The sequence below is a fragment of the Nitrospira sp. T9 genome (assembly GCF_052156535.1).
Taxonomy (GTDB): Bacteria; Nitrospirota; Nitrospiria; order Nitrospirales; family UBA8639; genus Nitrospira_E.
Map to the genome: position 1 here is coordinate 36,820 of NZ_JBQKUP010000035.1, position 20,060 is coordinate 56,879.

General features: G+C 51.5%; 20 protein-coding genes. 10 read left to right on the plus strand and 10 right to left on the minus strand.

Going from position 1 to position 20,060, the window contains the following annotated elements; translation table 11 throughout:
* Positions 1–352: 352 nt before the first annotated feature.
* The 7 genes from ACTRXD_RS10520 to ACTRXD_RS10550 all read left to right on the plus strand — a co-directional run bounded on the left by ACTRXD_RS10520 (position 353) and on the right by ACTRXD_RS10550 (position 4,852).
* Positions 353–1,312 carry a DnaJ C-terminal domain-containing protein gene (locus ACTRXD_RS10520; protein WP_442431769.1) on the plus strand — a complete coding sequence of 320 codons (960 nt, stop codon included), beginning with the start codon at positions 353–355 and terminating at the stop codon, positions 1,310–1,312.
* On the plus strand, positions 1,305–1,631 hold the full coding sequence (locus ACTRXD_RS10525) for a chaperone modulator CbpM (RefSeq protein WP_442431770.1): 327 nt from the start codon (positions 1,305–1,307) through the stop codon (positions 1,629–1,631). The genes ACTRXD_RS10520 and ACTRXD_RS10525 overlap by 8 nt, the downstream gene beginning before the upstream one ends.
* A gap of 508 nt (positions 1,632–2,139) precedes the next feature.
* Entirely contained in the window at positions 2,140–2,268 is a 129-nt protein-coding gene (locus ACTRXD_RS10530) for a hypothetical protein (RefSeq protein ID WP_442431771.1), read from the plus strand.
* 461 nt (positions 2,269–2,729) lie between these two features.
* Entirely contained in the window at positions 2,730–3,332 is a 603-nt protein-coding gene (locus tag ACTRXD_RS10535; RefSeq protein WP_442431772.1) for a BCAM0308 family protein, read from the plus strand.
* Between the two features lie 70 nt (positions 3,333–3,402).
* On the plus strand, positions 3,403–3,768 hold the full coding sequence (locus ACTRXD_RS10540; RefSeq protein WP_442431773.1) for a c-type cytochrome: 366 nt from the start codon (positions 3,403–3,405) through the stop codon (positions 3,766–3,768).
* Positions 3,769–3,900: 132 nt separating this feature from the next.
* The gene (locus tag ACTRXD_RS10545) at positions 3,901–4,341 is read left to right on the plus strand and encodes a hypothetical protein (protein WP_442431774.1); all 441 of its coding nucleotides are present in this window, start codon (positions 3,901–3,903) and stop codon (positions 4,339–4,341) included.
* A gap of 163 nt (positions 4,342–4,504) precedes the next feature.
* Positions 4,505–4,852, plus strand: coding sequence for a c-type cytochrome (locus tag ACTRXD_RS10550; protein ID WP_442431775.1), 348 nt, complete (start codon positions 4,505–4,507; stop codon positions 4,850–4,852).
* Between the two features lie 433 nt (positions 4,853–5,285).
* On the opposite strand, the gene ACTRXD_RS10555 is transcribed toward ACTRXD_RS10550, so the two are convergent.
* Complete coding sequence (locus ACTRXD_RS10555; protein WP_442431776.1) at positions 5,286–6,542, minus strand: lipase/acyltransferase domain-containing protein; 1,257 nt, start codon at positions 6,540–6,542, stop codon at positions 5,286–5,288.
* A gap of 189 nt (positions 6,543–6,731) precedes the next feature.
* Complete coding sequence (locus ACTRXD_RS10560; RefSeq protein ID WP_442431777.1) at positions 6,732–9,605, minus strand: PAS domain S-box protein; 2,874 nt, start codon at positions 9,603–9,605, stop codon at positions 6,732–6,734.
* 1,837 nt (positions 9,606–11,442) lie between these two features.
* Between ACTRXD_RS10560 and ACTRXD_RS10565 the strand changes: the two genes are divergently transcribed.
* Genes ACTRXD_RS10565 through ylqF form a run of 3 tightly spaced genes read left to right on the plus strand, consistent with a single transcriptional unit; the run spans position 11,443 to position 14,167 of the window.
* Positions 11,443–11,670, plus strand: coding sequence for a hypothetical protein (locus tag ACTRXD_RS10565; RefSeq protein ID WP_312745645.1), 228 nt, complete (start codon positions 11,443–11,445; stop codon positions 11,668–11,670).
* 2 nt (positions 11,671–11,672) lie between these two features.
* The gene (locus tag ACTRXD_RS10570; protein WP_442431778.1) at positions 11,673–13,280 is read left to right on the plus strand and encodes a DEAD/DEAH box helicase; all 1,608 of its coding nucleotides are present in this window, start codon (positions 11,673–11,675) and stop codon (positions 13,278–13,280) included.
* 29 nt (positions 13,281–13,309) lie between these two features.
* Positions 13,310–14,167, plus strand: coding sequence for a ribosome biogenesis GTPase YlqF (gene ylqF, locus ACTRXD_RS10575; protein WP_442431779.1), 858 nt, complete (start codon positions 13,310–13,312; stop codon positions 14,165–14,167).
* 630 nt (positions 14,168–14,797) lie between these two features.
* Here the strand turns inward: ylqF and ACTRXD_RS10580 are convergent.
* From ACTRXD_RS10580 to ACTRXD_RS10615, 8 genes are all read right to left on the minus strand, one after another.
* Positions 14,798–15,157 carry a hypothetical protein gene (locus ACTRXD_RS10580; RefSeq protein ID WP_442431780.1) on the minus strand — a complete coding sequence of 120 codons (360 nt, stop codon included), beginning with the start codon at positions 15,155–15,157 and terminating at the stop codon, positions 14,798–14,800.
* Positions 15,158–15,375: 218 nt separating this feature from the next.
* Positions 15,376–15,699 (minus strand): GYD domain-containing protein, encoded by a 324-nt coding sequence (locus ACTRXD_RS10585; protein ID WP_312639921.1) that lies wholly within the window; start codon positions 15,697–15,699, stop codon positions 15,376–15,378.
* A 201-nt stretch (positions 15,700–15,900) separates the two neighbouring features.
* On the minus strand, positions 15,901–16,272 hold the full coding sequence (locus ACTRXD_RS10590) for a DUF427 domain-containing protein (protein WP_442431781.1): 372 nt from the start codon (positions 16,270–16,272) through the stop codon (positions 15,901–15,903).
* 103 nt (positions 16,273–16,375) lie between these two features.
* Positions 16,376–17,134 (minus strand): alpha/beta hydrolase, encoded by a 759-nt coding sequence (locus ACTRXD_RS10595; protein WP_442431782.1) that lies wholly within the window; start codon positions 17,132–17,134, stop codon positions 16,376–16,378.
* Between the two features lie 87 nt (positions 17,135–17,221).
* The gene (locus ACTRXD_RS10600; protein ID WP_442431783.1) at positions 17,222–18,208 is read right to left on the minus strand and encodes a glycerophosphodiester phosphodiesterase; all 987 of its coding nucleotides are present in this window, start codon (positions 18,206–18,208) and stop codon (positions 17,222–17,224) included.
* Between the two features lie 49 nt (positions 18,209–18,257).
* Positions 18,258–18,803 carry a YIP1 family protein gene (locus ACTRXD_RS10605; RefSeq protein WP_442431784.1) on the minus strand — a complete coding sequence of 182 codons (546 nt, stop codon included), beginning with the start codon at positions 18,801–18,803 and terminating at the stop codon, positions 18,258–18,260.
* A gap of 243 nt (positions 18,804–19,046) precedes the next feature.
* Positions 19,047–19,538 (minus strand): LEA type 2 family protein, encoded by a 492-nt coding sequence (locus ACTRXD_RS10610; RefSeq protein WP_442431785.1) that lies wholly within the window; start codon positions 19,536–19,538, stop codon positions 19,047–19,049.
* A gap of 250 nt (positions 19,539–19,788) precedes the next feature.
* Complete coding sequence (locus ACTRXD_RS10615) at positions 19,789–20,007, minus strand: hypothetical protein (protein WP_442431786.1); 219 nt, start codon at positions 20,005–20,007, stop codon at positions 19,789–19,791.
* Between the last annotated feature and the right edge of the window lie 53 nt (positions 20,008–20,060).

A 20,060-nucleotide genomic window follows, 5' to 3' on the forward strand; every position in this document is an offset into this window, starting at 1 on the left:
AGTATATGAGAAAAATTTCTAATTGAATTTTATTGTTTTTTTGCTCCAAAAAGGAGGTGAGATCCCGCCATTTGGTCGAAAAGACAAGGCTAAACAGGTTCTGAACCAGATTGTGGTATCCGAGGCTAATACACGTTGAGCGTGCGTATCCTGCGCAGTACGATACGTACTATCATTTGGGTCCCCCGGTGAGCCCCCCGGCCCATAGCTACCCCGCTACGAAATTTCCTCAAAGAGGCGTGCACGGCCTCATCCTGGGCTCTTGTATTCTTTTAGGGAAACACGCTAGCTTTACACCTTGCTGTTCTTCATGAGCCTAGCCCTTTCTTAAATTAGTCAAGGATTTTTATCTATGGCATCCGCACAACGCGATCTTTACGACATACTGGGGGTCAAAAAAACCGTTGACGCCAAAGAGCTCAAAAAAGCCTATCGTCGACTGGCACGCCAATATCATCCGGATTTACATCCCGGCGAAAAAAAGACGGAAATGGAAAAGAAATTCAAAGAGCTGAACGAAGCCTATGAAGTCCTTGGGGATGAGGAAAACAGAAAAAAGTACGATCAATACGGCATGAACTGGAAGGAAGCCGAGGCCTATGAACGTGCCCGCCAACAGAGCGGTGGAGCGTATCCGGGGGGAGGTCCTGGTGGATTTACCCAGGGAGGCGCTGATTTCAGTGATATTTTTGAGAGCATGTTCCGGCAGGGGGCTCAACGGGAAGGGGCCGGTTTTCGCGGCTTCGCGATGGCGGGGGCCGACCTGGAAGCCAATCTGCCGATCTCACTCCGGGAAGCCTTCACCGGAACGCGCCGTGCCTTAAATCTTTCTGATGCCGGGGGAACCCCTCGCTCAATCGAAGTTCGCATTCCAGCCGGAGTTCGAGATGGCGAACGACTTCGGGTGAAAGGAAAAGGCGCGCCTGGTCGCGGAGGAGGACCACCAGGGGATTTATTCTTTCATGTACAAATTGCCCCTCATCCCGTCTTTCAACGCAAAGATTCAGATATTGTGGTCACTCTCCCGCTTTGGCCATGGGAGGCCGTTTTGGGCACCGACATTCCGGTGCCCACCTTATCAGGAACCGTCCGTCTGAAAGTTCCCGCTGGCAGCCAATCCCAACAACGAATGCGATTAAAGGGTAAGGGACTGCCCAAACGAACAGGAGGGCATGGAGATCAATTTGTGGTTCTAGACATCGTCACCCCTGAGACTCCGTCTTCCGAGGAACAACAACTCTATGAGCAATTAGCTAAGTTCGATCACCCTGATCCCCGTTCAACACTTCTTCGGGAGGCTGCCAATGACTGACGACTCAGAACCATCCTTAGAACAGGTTACCGCGGAAATTATCACATTCGGGAGAATTCGCCGGGAGGAAGTCTGTACCCGATTGGGGATCGGCAAAGACATGCTGGAGGTCTGTTTGCAATGGGAAATTATTCAACCGCCGGAACCGGACCCGGAGGGGATGGTGTTGTTTCCCGAAGACGCCATTGACCGCTTAAGCCGGGGGCTCCGGTTACATCGAGACTTAGGGATAAACTGGCCGGGAGTCAGCGTGGCTTTGGAATTGTTGGACCGCATCGAAGAACTGGAACAACAGATCCACAATCTTTCCAACCAGTAGACTGCAGCGATGAGTTCTGGAGAACAACGATTAAGATCGACTGACCTAGCCCACCCACCGTAACCGCCGACCAGAGAACGATCCGGTCTTCCTCCCCTCCCCCTTGTATATGTCGAATATGAACACAGAGCGATTGCCGGGCCAACCGGTGTGGCCAATCATCTAAGAAACGAAGCCGAGAAGCGAATCCGGCTCTTCACTTTTCTCTTTGTCAGTTTCTATCTGGAATGTCCCAAACCTCTATCCGGTTTGCCTCCCCCACAATCCCGAAACTTCCCCGGACTTCTTAACCAGCACACACGAGACCTTAATTCCCCATCTTTTGAGGCATATTCTTGTCAGCCTCACCACAGCTATAAATGGTAGCCAATATAGCGCTCCATTGAATCGGAAATCATTTAAATTTCACCTAATCTATTGGCACTCAAGAAAATAATGGAAAAGCCCAATGAGTTCCTCCAACAATCAACCCGTACGTTACGGCCATCATCAGAATAAGGAGCCCTTCATGAGGTTTCTCTTCATCATTTTCTTCGGCATCCTGTTGTCAGCGCTGGTGGCAACAGCCGTCGGTTCCCTATCGGGCGAACTGATTAATCGACTTTTTTCAATCGTGAATGAGACATTGATCCAATAATATTGTTTCTTTCTCGCCAAGCAAAACAGCTCATATATCAGCGCCGCTCCCACGAAGCCCAGACAAAAGCTCTCACCCCGCAATTTGACACCACCCGTGACATTCTAAAGTCTGCGATCTAAACCGACGGTGGGCCATATCCCCCCATTGGCAAGCTGCCTGATGGGATATTTCCCTTCCCGAGTTCACATACATGAGTTGAAAAATCATCACCTCCACTATGTGGATTGGGGCAAAGTGGGACGGATGAACTCTTTTGCCATGTGGCAGGATGGGACATATTCAACCTGCTTTCTCATTCAATAAATAGTCAACGACATCAATTTTTTTCTTGTGGGTGACATTTTCGTTCTTTCTTATTACATAAAGATTCGATCACAAACGGCGGCATGAATCTTGGACTAATTAAAGATTGGCGTCACACCGCGAATGGATTCACTATAAAAAGCGAGGCACTGATAATGGCAATATCAAAACGGCAAGGTTATTCCCCATCGTACAAGAAGAAAGAACTGACAGGGGATGATCCCTATTCAATGAAAGCGGCCCCCAAGGGATTCCTTCAATGTCCGGATTGTCATGCCGTGTATCACCGAAAACGTTGGAGCCTTCCAGGAACCTCCTCCACCGGTTCCTCCCGATCAACCGCAGGTGCCCCCAAAAAACCAACCAGGCAAGTCATGGTGCCACAGAATTTTGTCTGTCCTGCCTGCCGGAAACTACGAGACGGCTACGCGGAAGGATACCTCGCCATTCACTGGCCAGACTGGGGCACCCACAAAGCTGAGATCTTAGGTCTCCTTCATAACGAGGAAAGTCAGGCGAGGCATAACAATCCTCTGGAACGGATCATGGCCATTCGTACACGTCCTGACGGAGCGGATATCGAAACAACCACCGAACACTTTGCACAACGCCTGGGGAAACATCTCGATCGGGCATTCAAAGGAAGGATCACCTACCAATGGTCACATAAAGACAAACTGGCTAGAGTCGAGTGGCAAGGCCCCAAACGCTCTGTACGTCCGCGCAAAAAATCCAAAACATCACAACCTAAAAAATAAGGCGGACCGCCTTCGCATCCCGGGCCTTAGCCGATTATTCCCTATCGACACTGGCAAGGAGAGACATCTCATGAAATCCCGCATTAAGGTTTGGAGTCTGATACTGCTGATCGGGTGGGCTATACCCACAGGAGCCCAGGAACCGCAAATCGATCCCTCACAGGGCGAGATTGTGTATCAAGCCCACTGCGTGAGGTGCCACGGTATCCAGGGAAAAGGCGATGGACCGGACGCTGCTGCGCTCATCGTCCCGCCCGCCAATTTTCAACGCATGAAATCCCGGACCAAATCGGAGATTGACCTTCGTTCAGCAATTATCTGGGGACTGGCCTTCAGTCCTATGCACGGGTGGTGGGACAAGCTCAGTGTCGAAGAAATTCGCGCAGTCACCGCCTACATCAGACGACTAGCGCCTTATGAACCTTCGGTGCCTTAAAATTTGGTGGAAAAAGGACCGCTATGAATCTTTAAATGAGGGCTAGCTTTAGGGGATTCACTCAGGGTTAAATACAACATCTTTGAAGTAGGTATGGCTTGTTTCTCATTTTTATACCAGAGAGGAATTCTTATGAGACTGACAATTCTAGTCCTTATCATGATGGGACCCCTTGCCGGATTCGACAACCTATGGATGACCGAGGCACAAGCCCAATCAGGCCTTCCCTCCCAAATGGCCGCCACCGAATCACCTTCGGTCTCTAGTGAGGAAACAATCAAGGCGGATCCGGTTTGCGACCCAAGCCGCCGGCCAAAAATTACAAAAATTGAACCCGATGAGTTTCAGCCAGGCGCTAAAGTGGTCATCATGGGAGAAGATTTTGGGCAAAAAAAGGAATGCCTGCACTCGGTCACGTTCGGGTACGAAAATGCGAAGGATTTCACCCTCAAGGGAAATGAGAGAATAGAAGCAACGGCGCCCGACAACCTTTCCACAGGAATGATTTTTGTGAATGTGGAGACCGGTGGCGGTTCGGTAAGGTCTGCGGTGCTCATCAAGAAAAAGGAATAGATCCTAACCGCGGCGGATTAGAAGTGACGTGACCCGGAGCAAAAAAGGTCCCAGTGAAACAGGAGGTGCCAAATGGCAAGGAGGCCACTGGGGTGACGATGATAGGCCTCATAGGTTTTTGAAGAGGTGGGGCTCTGAACCCTTTATCTTGATTGTAATCCAAATGAAATTTTTGCACTCATCTGTGGGAGCGATCATCGTCTCGACGATCATCCTTCTACCCTTCCTCCCGGCTCTAGCCATGGAAGAGCAGGCCCAACCCGGCAAAGCGCTCTTTCAACAATATTGTCAAGATTGCCATGGTCCTCAGAGGGACGGGAGAGGCGTCCTGCGTCCTTTCCTGGAACAGGATCCTGCCAATTTGACCTCTCAAATGACACAGGCCAAAACCGACCAGCAACTCTTCTCCATAATTAAAAAAGGGGGAGGCGAAATGCATGGCTGGGCTGACACCTTCACCGATGAACAGGTCCTGTACCTGGTGCATTACATCCGTGCACTCTCACCGTAAATGTTTTGCCGCACAGCATCGCTGTAACGCATGAAGGTGGTGATGAAGCTTTCTGACACTCATCTACCCCACACACCCCATTCAAGATACATGGCATAGACCAGCGTTCGGAGAATCGTTAACGGCACTCCGATCCAAGCAAAAGTCCTGAAACTCAAGGTGTAACCTTCCTGCTCCGCCCGCTGGTAGTCATCACATCCCTGGCCGCAGCAAACATCATCAGATTACCCGCAATCGTATTTCCGACAGCCAAAGCCATAAGGCCCGTAAGGGAACCACCGCTCTCGGATCCAGAAGAAGATACAAGGCCACGAATAATTCATATGCCAAAAATTTATGTTTGAGAATTCTCAGTTGGCCTTAAAGTTTTCCCACGCACACTCAACCACACAATAATGAGCCCTGCATCTATTATTCAGGGGGAGGTTTGCCTTTACGGTTTATTGAGAAATTTTATGATATCGTCTTGAATATCCGGGGTCGTGACCAATTCGGTATGTCCAACCTCATAGTCCCGTATGGTGGGTTGAAAGCTCTGACGAAAGGCCTCCGGAAGCCAAGCGGATGACACCGTTACTGTTCCATCTCCATCCGCATAAACAGTGGGATGATTCCCTGCAAGACCTGCGGCTACCAGATCGGGATTCTCAAACAACAAGGATTCAGAGCCCTTTCCAGGATTTCCCGTCCACACCCCTTTGGCCAAGGTCGATGTGCCTTTCGCATACAGGTACAGAAGGGAGAGTTCATGCGGGTTTTTCCAAGAGAGAGGTGCGTGAAGAAGTTCCAAAAACTGCTCCGATCGATGAAGCCAAAAGGACAGGTAGGCGGCACGCGCATCAACGACTTCTTTGGATAAGGTTTGTTTATTCTTGAACAGTCCCCATTCGGACTGTCGCCATTGTCCGGCATTTCTGATCACACCGTGTAAGGGCTTCAGTTCGCGTGTGATCAGTTCATCAGAACCGGCAACCGGTAAGAGATAGTAACTGGCCGGGAAAGACGCGTAAGCCTCAGAGCTTAGAAGCGACGAATTCCAACCGATGGTCGCACCAAAGTTCATATTCCGAAACGAGTTCATAGCCCCCAGAAAGGGCACCCCGGCCATCACCACGCGGCTGAACTCTCTTGCCCCCTCCCAGGTCTCCACGGCAGTGTCGATATTTTGTGTCCCATACCGTAAATAATAGCTGACAATCAGACCACCCATACTATGGGCAACAACAGAAAAAACTTTCTTGCCTCGGTCACGAAGTTTTCGGATAAGGCCATCAAAGCTTCTGACGGCACCCATGAGGTCCCCCCGCCAATCATAGGTAAAGGGAATCACCTCCCCGCCCCTAGGTTTGGAAACCCGTAGTCGGTCCAGGAGGGAGCCATACACTTCAATGGAATAGACAAGCGGGACGACGCGAAACGTCTCAAAGATGCCCTCAGGTTGCAGATCAATCGTTTCTTGAAAGCCCAAGCCGGGCACAGGAATGGTCAACGACTGATCTCCAAACAGCACCTGGCTGAGCGTAATAAACACCAGACTGCCATCTGACTCTCGAACCAACTGCGTCCCATAATAACCGGGTACGAAAATGACTGCTGAATCGCCATTCTCAGGATAATCAGGCGTGGGAACTGAGTTCAGACTACAGCCTGACAATATCAGGATCCCCATTAATAATGGCAGACATTTCATGAAGAAATTGATATTTCGCCTACGTATAGGGGAAACCAGCGGTTCATTCATGGCGAAAAGAACCTGGATAGAAGTGGATTACAGAGTGTGGAATACAAGCAGTAGGCCGGTGTGAACGAACTTTAGAACCACCATGATGTAAGGTTGTCGTTGATGGCCTTTGCACCAGGACTCAGCTAATCCAAAGGGTCATGACGACTTTGGGAACAGAGCACAGATGGCTTGGTAAAGTTCTGTGACGCTGCCATTTTTCTGCAGATAATCGACCGCGCCGGCATCGAGCATCGCCGCCCGAATCTCTTTCTCATCGTACATGGACAACCCAATGACCTTAATAGCCGGCCATTCGCGGCAAATCTGTCTTGTGGCGTTAATGCCGTTGAGTTTGGGCATATTGTTATCCATCACCACGACATCCGGCATGAGCTGAGGGACCACCATCACCGCTTCCTCTCCATCATTGGCCTCTCCCACAATCTCGACATCCGGAAATCGTTCCAGTAATTTCTGCATACCTTTTCGAAACATCACATGGTCGTCGACTAACATCACCCGGATCCGTTGCCTTACTGAAGTGTGTCCGGTGCTAGCGAACTCTTCGAATTGTGGATTGACGGGCGTGTGTTCCAATCCGGGGGACTGTGTAATTTTTTTTTCGCGCGGCGATTCCGTGTCAATCTCTCCTGGAGACCCGTGAATCGGCAACACCAACCGGACAGAAGTGCCTTTTCCCGGAGCCGAAGTGAATTCCACTCTTCCTCCCATCGCCTCCATCCGCTCCTGTACCGCAAACAAACCCAGATGGCCGGGCTCCATGGCTTGCTGCATCGCCCCGGCATGTAGTCCCTTTCCGTGATCCTCCACCGCAATGCACACCTTGCCGACCTGTCCCGAAGACATCCGAACTGTTGCCTCATCCACGCCAGCATGTTTGAGTACATTAAATAATAATTCGCGGACCGACTGAAACAACAGGATCACCCGATCCTCGGACAGATGGATAGTCTGGTAATCACGAGTGTGGACCTCCACCCGTAGACCATGTTTCTCCATTCGTTCAGCCAGCCACTTCAATGATACCGCCAAACCGGTTTCATGCAAGGCGGGAGGACTCAGTTCCGCGATGGTCGTTCGCGAATAGGTCAACGCCTGCTGCAGCACGCCCTCCACTTCCCCGGTCAGCACCTTCGCTTCCGGCGAGAGCGACACATCCTCCTTCAATTCATGTAATTTCATTCTTCCCACCACCAGCAATTGCACGAGAAAATCATGCAATTCTCTCGCCAGTTTTCGACGCTGGTGTTCTTCCGTCAAACTGAGTTGAGCGGCCAATGAACGCAAGCGATTCTTGGAAGACAGCAACTCTCCGGTTCGTGTTTGTACCCGGATTTCCAACTCGTCCTTCCATCTGCGCATTTCCTCCTCAACCTGTTTGCGCTCGGTAATATCTTGAAAGACGATAACGACTCCGACAATCCTGTCGTCATGATCTCGAAGAGGTGAAGAGGAATAGGAAACCGGAAAGAAATTCCCGTCTTTTCTGATAAAGGTATCTTCGAAGTCTCTCAAGACTTTGCCGTTGCGTAAAACTTGAAAGCCCGCGCATTCTTCTATCGGAAATGGTGACCCGTCCGGATACTGGTAATGTGCCATCTGGTGCATCGAACGACCCACCAATTCTCCGGATGTCCATCCCAATAATCGTTCCGCCTCGGGATTCACATAGGTGACGAGACCCTGGGAGTCGAGGGTGTACAGCCCCTCCGCCATATTCATCATAATTGTTTGATTCAGCGCTAAAAGGCGGCGGGCCTCACTCTCGCTTTCCAGGAGCAACTGCTCAGCCTGCTTCCGCGCGGTAATGTCAATAGCCATTCCGCCGATCAGGACCGGCCGCCCATCGTCCCCCAGTATGGGAAATTTGCTCACGATCGAATGATGGAGCACCCCATCCTGATGCTTGAGCGTCTCGACCACCTGCACACCCGTTTCGTTGATCAACGCCTGCCGGTCGTTTTCTTTAAATCGGTCAGCGACGTCCTGAGGAAATATTTCCTCATCGGTTTTTCCATAGAGCCGCTCACGCGGAGTCTGAAACACCAATTCCGCAGTCTCATTGGCGTAAACATAATGTCCCTGCAAATTTTTGATCCAGGCCAGACCGGGCAAATGTTGCATGAATTTGTTAAATCGATGTTCGCTCTCCTGCAAGGCTTTTTCGGCTTGCCAACGGTCTTCCACGTCAAGACATTTACCGATCCATTCCCGCACCGTACCGTCCGCATTCCGGATCGGCACACCCCGTGCTTCGACATGACGATAGCCATTGCTTGACGCATGCCACAACCGCCCGGAAAATTCAAAGAACGTTTCAGAAATGCAGGCCGCATTCCAAACGCGTTGAATGGTCTCCCGGTCATCGGGATGAATAACCTCATTCCAGCCGAATTCCCGCAATTGTTCCCAGGACTGGCCGGTATAGGCCGTCCACCCCGGTTGAGGGGTCACGAACCGGCCCTTGGCATCGGTGGTCCAGACTATAGATGTGATCGCCGCCGTCAGCGAACGGTAACGCTCCTCGCTATCGCGCAGAGCCTCTTCCGCACGTTTGCGTTTCGTAATGTCCGTCAGGGTCACCACTATGCGATCAAACGGTTGATCGGAGGGAGGAAAGGTAATGGTGAACAAAACATGGAGACAATCACCCCGCAGTGTTTTCACGACCGTTTCCGATTCAAAAAACTGTTGATGTTCAGCAATGCTAACCAATTCCTCTAGAAATATTTCATGGGTCTCGGGCAGAAAAATTTGGTGAAGCGATTGCAAGAGCTCCACACGGCTTGTCGCCGCAAACATCCTGACCATGGCAGAGTTCACATCGAGAATGGTGACCAGTCCGATTGCTCGTTCCACCACATCCGGATGTTCATTAAAATAGCGACGGAAATCTCTCACTCCCCCTCTAGCAAGGTTATCGATCAACGCTTTGACGCGAGTGAAGTCTTCCTCCCAGATGGAAATTCCCACTCTCTCAACAATGTTGCGGAAATGTTCTTCACTCATGGGCAAACGTGGCCCTTACAGTCGGGAGCAGGTACGGATTCATCTCGACAGACTTCCACAGACGATACGTCCGGTAAAGGATGACAAGAAAGGGTCGAACGTTTGGGGAAAATGGGAAGTGAAAGACTGCCAGGCTTGGAGTGAGAGGAAATCCTGCAAAATACAATCCATGGCTATGCTTCCTACAGGAATCTCGCCGCACTCAGGGAATGCCCTCTCAGGATGTTGTCACGGGCACATAGACCAAGGCAATCTCAAAACCATGCCCGTTAGCCTTTTCAATGGGGGAGACGCGGCATTGTAAATGTTGCCCCCATTAAACACAATCTGTGTTGATCCGGGAAACCCAACTACCACAGCCATAGGAGAGACCAGGGGTGGAATGAAAAGAAAATTCATTCCGGAAACCCACATAGGGACTTTGAATATTGTATTTTTTTACCGTTTAATTCGCTTCTGAGTCACGGAGGCTCACCAGAGAAAAATAGTGAGTGTTCAAAAAGGCCGGTCCAGTCCTGTCCTGAGGCTTCTCGAAGGGAAGGCCGCAGCCGCTTGGACGAACGGAGCGTACGGATGAGTACGTGAGCACGGCCTAGGGGCGAGAAGGCCGCTGGCGGCATTTTTAAACACTCCCACAAAAAAAGATGACCGATAGCAGATCCGACCCGATACCTCCTGCATCACATCATAGTTCAACACCTCTCTCCCTGCGAAATATTGATCGAACGTCTAGGTTTCCTCATCACCCTCAAGGCAATTGGTACATTCATCCAATTTTGGGTCACCATGACGGCTACAAAAATGACGGGCGCATTGCCGGCAGGTCATAAAACTCATTCGAATTAAATCCGCATTTTCGCATACATAACAATTCTTTTCTCGTTTCGCTTTAGGCATCAATCTTCTCCTTACAGGGCAATCTTTTCAAAGAATCTCAAAACATCGGGCGCACAATCCACGCGCGGAAGACACAGACACGGCGCCAAGGATTTCAGTGCGTCATGGCCAAGAGTGGCCTTAGACCATCTTCATAAAATTGGCATGGATGTCAGGGAGGGCGTGCATCTCGCAATGACGAGGGGAGCGGACGCTGATCCGTAACAGGGAGGGGGAGCCTACCGCATGATCGAACCCCCTGGCAATATTTCACGAACCTTTGACACTTCTACTCCTTCTACGGGATAGAGGAGGGAAAATTCCCAGGGGTCTTGGCCTCCTGCAGGGGATGGGTTTACAATCTGACCCCTACGCCCAAAGGCATCCCTGGCCTTCTGCGGAATGTATTTGGGATTGCGATCCTACGGATCGCGTAATTTTTAAGGCTGCGCATCATTATTCGATTGCAAATTGTCGACATTTTGGGTATGTCTATCCATCCTGAAATGGTCCCTGTTTGGAAAAGTTCTCACTTGTTCAAAGATATTCACGAAAGGCAAAGGCAGAAATTGGTAGAGATCAGGTAATTCCCCTACGGTGGCCTTTATGAGAATGGCCACATGCCGGCAAAGAGCGTGACACTGACCCATTGTTTCAGGGTCCATGCCATCAACAGTTGGATCCCTAGGAGAGAGAAAACCGCTTCGCTCTCCATGTGCATTTCACCATCATCAATTGCAATTTTCTCAATGGTTCACAGAGGAATGGGGAACAAGAAACCTTTTGGTACAGCTCTGTCCCTTTGGTACCGGTCGCCTGTTTCTTAATAGGAGTGATTTCTGGCTTCAGTCGTCGGGAATGTCCGACATCAGATCAGGGAAGATCTCAGGGAAGGACTCGAACAACATGAGGCAAAACCCTGTTACAACACATATCTTTTTTTGAAGAAAGGAAGTTCTTTATGGCCTGTAAGCGATGCGGTGGACTGATTGTGAAAGAGTCCGTCTATGATAGAGAGGGCAGCAGTCAGTTAGTCCTCATGGACCGTTGCCTCCAATGCGGAAACATTGAGGATCCCGTGAGTGCGAGTAATCGCTCAAAATCGCCGGTTCCTCCATCCCAAAAGGGCAACAAAGCTCGTCGAATCCCTGAGCATCCCAGGACTCCATTGGAGATGGCCGAGGGATAAGTATGGAGCTACGGCGGCACCAGAAGGAAATAGCGGACATCTGCGACCACATTCTAAGCGGGCGAAGACTGACAGACATTGTCTGTGCTGTTACACCCGGGGGAGGCAAAAGCCTGCTACCTCAGATACTGGCGTCCCGCTTGATTCCAGCCATTGCCGACGCCCTATGCTGGATTGTCCCGCGTAGCGTCTTACAGGACCAGGGTGCGCGAGGTTTCCAGGATCCCAGCCACCGAGCTCTCCTAGGCCATCGGCTGGAGGCCATGATGACCACCAACCAGGAACATCCAACAAGAGGATGTGCGGCCTATGTCACGACCTATCAGGCCCTGGCTGCAGATACCCGGAAGATCAACGCCAAAGAATTCCGCCGCAAGCGGTATATCCTCGTTCTGGATGAACCGCATCATCTCGAAGAGGGCGGACTATGGCATGAGGCGATTCAGCCCCTTTATGACCGGGCGGTTCTGCGAGTGTTGATGAGCGGGACCTTCGAACGTGGGGAAGGCACACCGATAGCCTTTCTGCCGTATTCGACCACCGACCGGGGAAACCGGCTTGACTGGGACAGTACGGAATCCCGAGCCATCATCCACTACACCTTAGCCGATGCCCTGCGCGAACATGCCTGCATTGATTTGACCGTCCATTACGCAAATTGTCAGGCAACCTGGTTGGACGCTCAGGGAACCGAGCACCATGTCGAAAGCCTGGCACATGCCGGAAAGCAGACGGCAGCGGCACTTCTGACGGCGCTGAAGACGGAAGCAGCCCTGGAACTCTTGAGCACGGGCGTGAAAGATTGGCAGGTACATCGCACTACCCATTCCCGCTCGAAGCTGCTGGTGGTGGCCGCGAACATTGAGCAGGCGCAAAAGTATACGGCCTGGCTCCAGGAACGAGGTGTGCCGGCCAGAATTGCCACGAGTGAGGATTCCACGGCAGCCTATCAGGCCATCAAAGCGTTTAAACGACAGGGTAGCGGAGCCGTGGATTGCCTGATTACGGTGGCCATGGCCTATGAAGGCCTGGATGTGCCGGCCATTACCCATCTTATCTGTTTGACCCATATCCGGACCAAGCCATGGATCGAACAGGTCGTTCATCGAGCCACGCGCATGGATCCGCTGGCGGGACCTTATGCCGAGCAACGGGCCTATATCTACGCTCCGGACGACCGGCCATTCCGGGAATGCCTGGGATACATTCTGGCCCAACGCACAACCGCAATCGCCGACAGCCCTTCATCGACACAGGTCCCCGGAGAAGGGACATACCCCGATGCACAGGACCTTCTCCCAACGGAGCGGGCGGAATCAAGTATCCAACCCCTGCGGTCCGGCGTTCTTGAAATGCGCAATCAAGGGTTGTGGGCGAACCTGGCGACACAGGGCCAAACAGAAATGCACCAGGAGACCCCGAAAGAACGATTAGATCGATTGCGAAAAAAAATCGAACAACATGTCCGTGCGCACGAGCAATCACGGAAACTGTCACATGGGACGGTCAATCGGGCGGTCTATTCGAAGTTTCGGAAATCCCGTGCCGCCATGACCGAATCGGAACTCCATAAAGTCATGCAATGGGTCCATAAGATCTATCCGCTCTGAGGTCATTTTTACCAGGAAGCCTCATCCCTATGTCCATACAATGGTTTCCCGGCCACATGAATGTCGCGCGCAAGGAAGCGGCCAAAGCGATGGAGGCCATCGATGTGCTCGTCGAAATACTGGATGCGCGCATGCCGGACGCCAGCAGCAACCCGTTGATCACGGAACTGCGGCTGCACCGCCAGCGTCCCTGCTTAAAGGTGCTCAACAAAGCCGATCTGGCCGACCCCGCCGTCACTCAAGCCTGGTTGAACGAATTCAACCGGGAACCGGACGTCAATGCCGTCGCCCTCTCCTGTCACCAGGCCGGCCAGGCCGCCAAAGTGCCCGGGCTTTGTCAGCTCCTGGCCCCGCATCGTCACAGCGCCAGCAAGCCGCTTCGCATGCTGATCATGGGCATCCCCAACGTCGGCAAATCCACGCTCATGAATAGCCTGCTCAAACGCCGCCTCGCAAAAGTCGGCAACGAACCTGCCGTGACGAAAGTCCAGCAACGCCACACCCTGAACGACCACATGACGCTCATTGACTCACCCGGCCTCTTGTGGCCAAAAATCGAAGACCCCCAGGTGGGCCTCATGCTCGCGACCATCCATGCCGTCACCGCCAAGGTGATGGTCGAGGAAGAAATCGCCGAGTTTCTTGTCACCATCCTTCTCGCGCGCTACCCTACTTTGCTGACGAAACGCTATTGCTTCCTCACAGGGGGTCTGGATAGCACGGACGTGCTCGAAGCCATCGCCACAAAACGGGGATGTCTGCGGAAAGGAAAAGGTGGAGAATTAGATCGGGAAAAGGCGGCGAAAATTCTCTTGACGGAATTCCGCAATGGCACGCTGGGCCGGATTAGCCTGGAGACGCCGGAAACTCGGGACGCTCGCCTCTAATGTCAGATTGCATTACGTGCATAGGGGTATAACCCCTGTTCGTACTGCGCACCCTGCCCCGCTCACAACAAACTTTTCGAAGCCCCCTTCAGGTCCAGCTATAGTGAAAGCCCGGCTTTTTTCAACTGCCCCCTCTAGGTTTCTTCGTTGCCTTCAAGGCATTTAATACATTCATCCATTTGCGGGTCACCATGAAGACGACAAAAATGCCGGGAGCATTGCATACACACCAAATAACTCAGGCTTTCCGACCCTGCTTCCTTACATAAATAGCAGGGCTTTTCCCGTTTCGCATTGGGCATATCTTTTCTCCGGCAATGGGATGGGGCGGACATATCTCCGGACATTCGAGATACCCGCTAATCTACCGAGAGGACTGGCATTCCACCAAAGATCAGTGTGAGTCATATCCAAGAGAAAATGTGGAGGGCATGGCTGAATGCACGTTCGGAGGGAAATAGCATCATCATAGAATTGAACAGACGGGAGTCTCATCAAGCCAAAGGCAGATTGTCTGAGACGAAGTGGTCTCCTGTGACCTTCATGGCAATCGCTATTCAACATGATCGTCCCGGGCGAAATCAGAGGAACCATTTACACTTATACTGGATCGCGGACGAACACCTCGCTCTAACTTTCCATCATTTCCAAGCGGGTATCAAACTCATGGCCGCAGGACACGCACCGGATACAATCGGATTCAACGACCGGTTCATCATCCCGGATACTCATACCGCCACAGTCCGGACATCGCGCCAGATGCAATACTTCGTCCTTAAGGTTTTCATAGCGGGTGCCACGTAAGCAAAAAATCGGTTGGCCATCAAGCAACCACGGTTGACAGTCTTTATTGACCACAGGGAGCACTAAATAATGATGAGCAGCATAATCCTGGATCGACTCAGGGGTAGGAAACCCATCCTTAATCAAATCCCCGGTTTTCGCATCGTAGATCCCACAATCCTTTACGACAGCTTTCGTTGGCCCCATAAGATACCTCCTTCCGACAGGATGAATCTGTTCGTCAACGGTGATCACCGACAATTATGCTCTAAAAGTCTAATGAAAGTGAGGGAAAAAGGCCTCGCTGCTCAACCACGAGCATGCCATGAAACGGATCCGCAATGGAAGGCAATCTAGGCCTCACCCTTAGAGATCAGAAAAATCACGTATGCCCCGGCTCAATGCCAAATGAGTTGAAGAGCAGGTCACCCTCGTTTCTTTTTTTTGGGTTTGCCCCACGTTTCGCTCAGGACCGATTTCCACTCATCGCGGGATACGGCTGGCATCGTCTTAATGCGAATATGTCCCATTGAGGCATTCAGCACACCGGCCTTCATGGCGGCGCGATTATTAGGAAACTCTAAAATGGCCACCACATCATATTCCCCCAGGCAATAAAAGGCATGCAGCATTTTCCCGCCCAAGGATTCGACATTTTTCTTTACCATATCCGACCGCTGCACACCCTTGGCCTTCATGGTCATCAGCCCGTCATGGGTAAAATTCACTAAACTCACATAGATCGGCATGATATACCTCCCCGGGAAAAAGTGAATAATGATGAAAATGTGTGTCCTAGAGACGAGATACAACTATCCTAATTGAAAGAGCCAATAAAAAATAGCCTTGCTCTGATTACCTGGCCATGACCACGGGCGACTTTTGGGCACATGATGTCATCGTGTGGAGGAAAACCCGCATTGAATACAAAAGGGTTTAATCCTTAAACATCATGAGACGGGAGGAAGCTCCTCAATGGCATCCATCTTCTCGGGATAAAAAGCCACGTAATCCTTGATGTCGGCCACAGAAGCTAAGGGCGTCTCATATGTCCAGACGGCATTCTCGGCAGTTTTGCCATTCACGCTCACGCTGAAATACGACGCGTCACCCTTAAAGGGGCAGTGCGTGGAATGAGTTGTGGGGCGAAGGAAGGATATCGTTACATCTTCACGCGGGAGATATTGGGCCGGTGGCACAGGTCCTTCCCGCAATGTCAGGGCTCGCCTGGTATCCGCAATGACCGTCCCGTTAAAGGTCACCTTGACCCTATTCGGATTGGGCGTAATGGTAATGGCATGAGGATGACTTTTCGCAGTCATGGTGATCATTCCTTTCCTGGGTTTAAAAATTCCGACAGAAGCCACAGCGGTGAAAAGCGGTGGCAGACAATCTCTGTTGGTAAAAAAAGCATGATCCGGTTTCCTACTGAAGCCGTTGTGCAACATCCAGGAATGTCTGAAGATTAGCAGGGCTGCTAAACCGATGATCCCCGGTCTTCAAAAGCAATTCGATAGGAAATTGAGGATCATGTGTAAGCAGGTGTTCGGTAAATTCCCAGCTGCCTTTTGGAAGGATTACCACGTCCTGAAGTCCATGCACAATGCGCGTGGGCACCCTCTTGGGTGAATCCAATCGTCTGGCCCATAACGCCTCGCTTTCTTCCACCCATTTCCACGAGAGCGGAAAGTCTTTATGTAAGGCGTCATCGTCCCAGGGCATCCATCCGATCTCCTGCCACCGTTGGCGTCGTTCAGGAGAAATATCCTGCGCGCGCTTTCCCATCATATTAAACGCCGGAGCCAGGAGCACCAATTGTTGCACGTGAGAAAATTCCTGTCCAAGGAGCCATGCCACCCAGCCGCCTAAGGATGATCCGATAATGGTCACGGGCGGACCATCGGCCAGCATCGTTGTCACGCATCGCGCGTCCGCAAGCCAGTCGAACAACGTATAGTCGGCGAATGCGCCCTCTGATTCGCCATTACCACGAAAATCAAAACAGCAAAATCCCCACCCTCGCTCCTTGCACAACTCGGCCAGAGCCTTGCTTTTATTGCCCCACCGCTTGGAAAGAAAACCGGTTACAAAAAGCAATTGTCGTTCCTGCCCGGAAATGCGGTCCCCGACAATGCGTTTAGAGTCCGCTCCGGGTATTTCAAATCGGGTTGATTGATTCATCATGTTCCCTGTGTTGTCAGGTGAATAAGAAATGGAAGTGCTCTTGAAGAACGTGAACGGAAAGATCCACAGAAGGAGTGGGAACCATCATCATTCAGGTGCGCAGCGAGGAGGCTCGATGCAGGTGAAGGGAGACGTGCCATTCCAGTGCGGAACCACCGGAGTGATTCCCAGAGCGCACGCCCCTTCCATGGACTGCGCGACATGATCGACCAATACAAAGTCCACCCCACGGGCGAACAGATCCTCCAGGTCTTGCCTGAGCTCGCTCTCGTCTTCATCCCCGAGCCAGGAATAGTTCACACGGATTCCTGCCTGCTTCAGTTGATCCATGGTCTCGACGCTTGGACGTCCACGCAGAATGGACAGCTGGATGAACTCATCACAGGAATGAATAGTGGTGTCAACATACTGGGAGCGAAAGATCTCCCGGCTCATATTAACGACCCAGCTCTCCTCCTCCGCCTCTCCTGCTACACGGCGCACGGCCGGACCGGTATGGTCACGCGCGCCGAAGATAATCTGATTGAAGCGTTGGGCGTTGGCGACCGTCTCGGCAACGAGCCTCCCGACCAGGGGATTGTTTTCTTTAATATCCACATTGATCCAGATGTTGTGCGGCATCATGGCAAGAGTCTCTTCAAATGTGGGAATACGCTGTCCGACCTCCTCGCCTGCACACGGCTCGAGCTGCAGGCTCTGGACTTCGGCGAGAGTCGACTCGGAAATGCGCAGCGTTCGCCCTTGCCCGTCTGTCACGCGGTCATCATGTGAAACAACAAGTACGGCATCCGCAGTCGATCGCACATCCAGTTCAATCTGGTGAACGCCAAGGCAGATGGCCCGCTGAAAGGCCCCGTTCGTGTTCACAGGACATCCCAACTGCCCTCCGCGGTGAGCGGAGATTCCTCGCTCAGGAAGATCCGCCGTCTGTAGGTGAGGGACCTCACAGGAAGCTGGAGCAATTCCGGACGGCGACGAAGCACATCCCAGCCAGAGTGTCAGGCCGGCGAGTGCGCCTCCGTAGAATCGCCACGTAGCTAGCCTTGGCTTCGTATGGGACCAGGTGCATGTCATCACACACCTCCGCACAGCCAATCATTGGCAAAAGATCTATTAAGAGAGATCACGGTTGCTCCAGCATGAGTTCAGGCACCCCGCCCATCGTCGTCACAAGCAGCGCAAGCAGGATGGCCTGAATAATCCATCCAATAAGACACACCCCAATGGCGCGGTAGGTGCTTTGATAATCCAAGGCTTGTCGCACCGCAATGATCATGGACACGAGCATCCATACACCGGCCAAAAGATTCACAAACCCGCTCAGGCCCGGGATAATGCCGAACACTCGAATGAGGCCAGGGGCACTGGAAAAGCCGATCGTCCGTAGGAGTTCACCATGATCCGCGTGGGTTTGCGGTTCGGGAAGAAGTTTCGTGCCGATGAGGTAGGTCATGAATGCCCACACATACCACCCAAGCAGGGCCCCGACCGTACCAATGACCAGTCCCATCAGACCGGCCTCCTGCATAAACCCGATACCTCCGGCGAGGCTGGATAACAGCACGACGCCCATTGCCTGGCCCATCGAACGTCTATCTGCTTCCACCTCTTCATAGAGGTGGACATCAAGTTTAGCCGCACGTATCATCCGATCAACAAACACACTCATATGGTGTATCTCCTTTCTCTGACTCGGGATAAATGTCATGGCAATCGAAAGAGATTGTGCCCGAGTAGTAAGACCACAAGCAATTGTGGACATAAATTGTGTTTTCCTCTTTGCTCAGAGGGGTGAGAAAAATTCGAGTCCCATTTCAAAACTAATGTCACATTTTTTTTAAATGAGGGGGAATAGGCTGGCTGAAAAAAAATCTGGAGGAGAAATACTTCTAAGGAGGGAGCGGGTGCTTATTCAAGAACCGGGCGATGAGCCGGAGATTTCGTTTGTATCCAGTAGGACTCCCTTGTTTTTAAACGGCAACTTGGCCCCTTGGGCATACAGGATACCGTCGACCTGATAAGAGACTTCCTGCCGTTGGGAGAGTTGAAGGAGTTGGCGTATCACATCGAGTGTGGAGGTCGTGGTCTCGACGGAAATGACGGCATCCCCCAGTCTCGGAATAGTCGAAGCCTTATTGGTCAGGCCACGGGCAAGTCGTTGATCATTAAGGTGCAGGGTGAAATCAAGGCCGGTCACCTCCAGATCAAAATCATTGGGATTCCGAACACGCAAGTCGACTTGCAACCGTTGTTCAAACATCGTGGCGTCCAACGGAGTGACATTGACCAGCAGAACTTCCGGCGACTCAGGCTGGACAGACAAAGCCGGAAGAGAAGTGCACCCGAAAAGAAAAAAGATTCCACACAGGAAAGGAAATACGAGAAAAAGTCGTTTCATCACCATAAAAAATCATACCTCAATCCAGAAGGCAAAGCGATGACAATCGCAATGAATTAAGATCGAGGTGATTGATCCATCATATTTAGCAGTAGCCAGATGAATGGGTTATTGAGCCCAACTTCTAAATTCATAATGAGGGCCTCTGCCGGTACTCCGATACCCTAGAACAATGGATTTCCGCACAGAAAACCTCAACAGGCATACAGTTAATTTCTTGCTCTGTCTATCTCGTGATATTGGGGAGGTAAATTGTTCATTGAAATTCTGGAATGGTAGATGGTAGCCCAACCCGCATGAAGAAGCGTGCAAATGCTTGAGAGAAATGTTCAAGAAAGGGAGATTTCAACCTCCAACGAGAGTTTAATCCTCCGGCATGTTTGACTAAATACTCAAAGGGAAGACTATAGATTTCTCGAAAATCCACGACAAAAGCTTCTCGATTATTTGTGGGATTATTTTGCGCGCCAAGCATGTGAAGCCCTTCCAACCTTCCTTTCCGAACTTCATTCCACCTACCCTTCTTCT